The following is a 1,705-nucleotide window of genomic DNA, read 5'->3' as shown; positions in this document are numbered from 1 at the left end:
AGAGCTTCATTTAAAATGGCTAACTGGTCGGAAAGATTTCGGTATGACACCGAAGTTCTTCCGACCAGTTTTTTAATTCGCTCATTTTGACAATAGATAGGAGTGATTTCGGCGGACGTTGGTTCGTTGAGATGTGATTAATAGTAACGCTGTCAGTATTGTACTGAATAATCATATTTTTTCTTCTAAATAACTATGTTGCCCATTAAGGATACGTTGGATTTCTAGTGAAAAGGACTGTCTGCTGATCGGACGTAATTTTTTAAAGTAAGGCACTTTTACCAGATGTGACAAAAGGATGCCGGGAATAAAAGAACTTAATCGTGTTTTATCATAAATAATACCCGGATAGACAATGTACGCACGCCCTGGCAATGATTGCTTCATGAGTCTTTCCACCGCTCTCTTTGCGTTTAGATAGGGTTTCATAAAAAAGGGGCCACTATTTGCGGAAACAAATAAAAAATTAGTATTTGTTTGTCTGATTAATTGATTGATTAAGTGTTTAGCGGGTTCATAGCTACTATTTCTATAAGTCACCCCCTTGATAGGATTGGGCAGTAAGATTCCCACGGCATCTATGACCCAGTCGGCGTCTGCAATGATATGTTGCAATTCCGATGAGTTGGACAGATCAACCCTGTGGTAAATTGTTTTATCGGTTGGAAGTGACACATAGTTGTGTCTTGAAAGGCTATGTATTTCAAATTTTTCGGGAGATAGTAATTGAATAATACCTTGACCGACAAATCCGGTACCGCCGGCAATAACGACTTTAATCTTCATAGGCCCTCCAAGTTCGTTTGGCTATAATGGCTACATTTGTTAAGGTTACTTGATGTGCTACGATTCTTCGTTTTCATTCTAACAAAAAATATTGTGAAAAAGTAACCGCCGCACGTTTGTGTGATGCCAGTATAGGTTTACTTGGTCATAGTTGTTGTCGGGTACAAAAAAGACACCCAAAACTGGATGTCTTTCGAAATAGCTCATCAGGGAGTCGAACCCTGGATGCCGGTGTGAAAAACCGGAGTCTTAACCGCTTGACCAATGAGCCATGAAATTGTTGAATGCCTAATCGATGAAGGCAAATAGCTCATCAGGGAGTCGAACCCTGGATGCCGGTGTGAAAAACCGGAGTCTTAACCGCTTGACCAATGAGCCATGAAATTGTTGAATGCTTAATGATAAAAGCAATAGCTCATCAGGGAGTCGAACCCTGGATGCCGGTGTGAAAAACCGGAGTCTTAACCGCTTGACCAATGAGCCATGAACTTCGTTAAACGCGTACTGCTTTTAACAACAGATAATAATATACCAGATGACAAAATAACGTGCAACACCCAATTTCAAAAAAAGTCGAAATTAATTCATTTTCGAACAATAAGTCTCTCCCCTTGCGAGGGCCTGCCCCTTTCCGTACACTGATACATAGACTGGGGGACTGGGGTATGATGACTGCAAGTTGGGTATTAGAGAAGCAAGATCAGGATAAATTACGGCTGTGTCAATTTTTAACAAGTCAAGTGGCAGACTTTGTGACGATTCGACATCTTTTAGCCGAAATGGGATGGACCCGTTATCGGTTTGGCCAAGCTTTGGCGGGGCTAGAACAAGATTTGAAAAAGTTATGGCCGGAGCAACCACCTGCTTTTGCGTTAGATGCGTCACGTCGCGGGGTCCAAGTTGATCATCGCGTACTGCT

At 41.8% G+C, this 1,705-nt stretch carries 1 protein-coding gene, 3 tRNA genes and 1 pseudogene; 1 reads left to right on the top strand and 4 read right to left on the bottom strand.

The genetic code is table 11. The annotated features are described in order from the left end of the window. Window positions 1–171 precede the first annotated feature (171 nt). The 4 genes from WEIDD23_RS08945 to WEIDD23_RS08930 all read right to left on the bottom strand — a co-directional run bounded on the left by WEIDD23_RS08945 (window position 172) and on the right by WEIDD23_RS08930 (window position 1,269). Complete coding sequence (locus WEIDD23_RS08945) at window positions 172–786, bottom strand: NAD-dependent epimerase/dehydratase family protein (protein ID WP_010373018.1); 615 nt, start codon at window positions 784–786, stop codon at window positions 172–174. 199 nt (window positions 787–985) lie between these two features. Next, window positions 986–1,057, bottom strand: a tRNA-Glu gene (locus tag WEIDD23_RS08940). A gap of 35 nt (window positions 1,058–1,092) precedes the next feature. Continuing rightward, window positions 1,093–1,164, bottom strand: a tRNA-Glu gene (locus WEIDD23_RS08935). A gap of 33 nt (window positions 1,165–1,197) precedes the next feature. Beyond that, window positions 1,198–1,269: transfer RNA gene (locus tag WEIDD23_RS08930), tRNA-Glu, on the bottom strand. A gap of 182 nt (window positions 1,270–1,451) precedes the next feature. Here WEIDD23_RS08930 and WEIDD23_RS13725 point away from each other — a divergent pair. Further along, a pseudogene (locus WEIDD23_RS13725) lies at window positions 1,452–1,705 on the top strand (hypothetical protein); the annotation flags it as partial.

The sequence above is a fragment of the Weissella sp. DD23 genome (assembly GCF_001579105.1).
GTDB lineage: Bacteria > Bacillota > Bacilli > Lactobacillales > Lactobacillaceae > Weissella > Weissella cibaria.
Note: the sequence above shows the minus strand (reverse complement) of the source record. Positions and strands in the feature narration are given on the sequence as shown.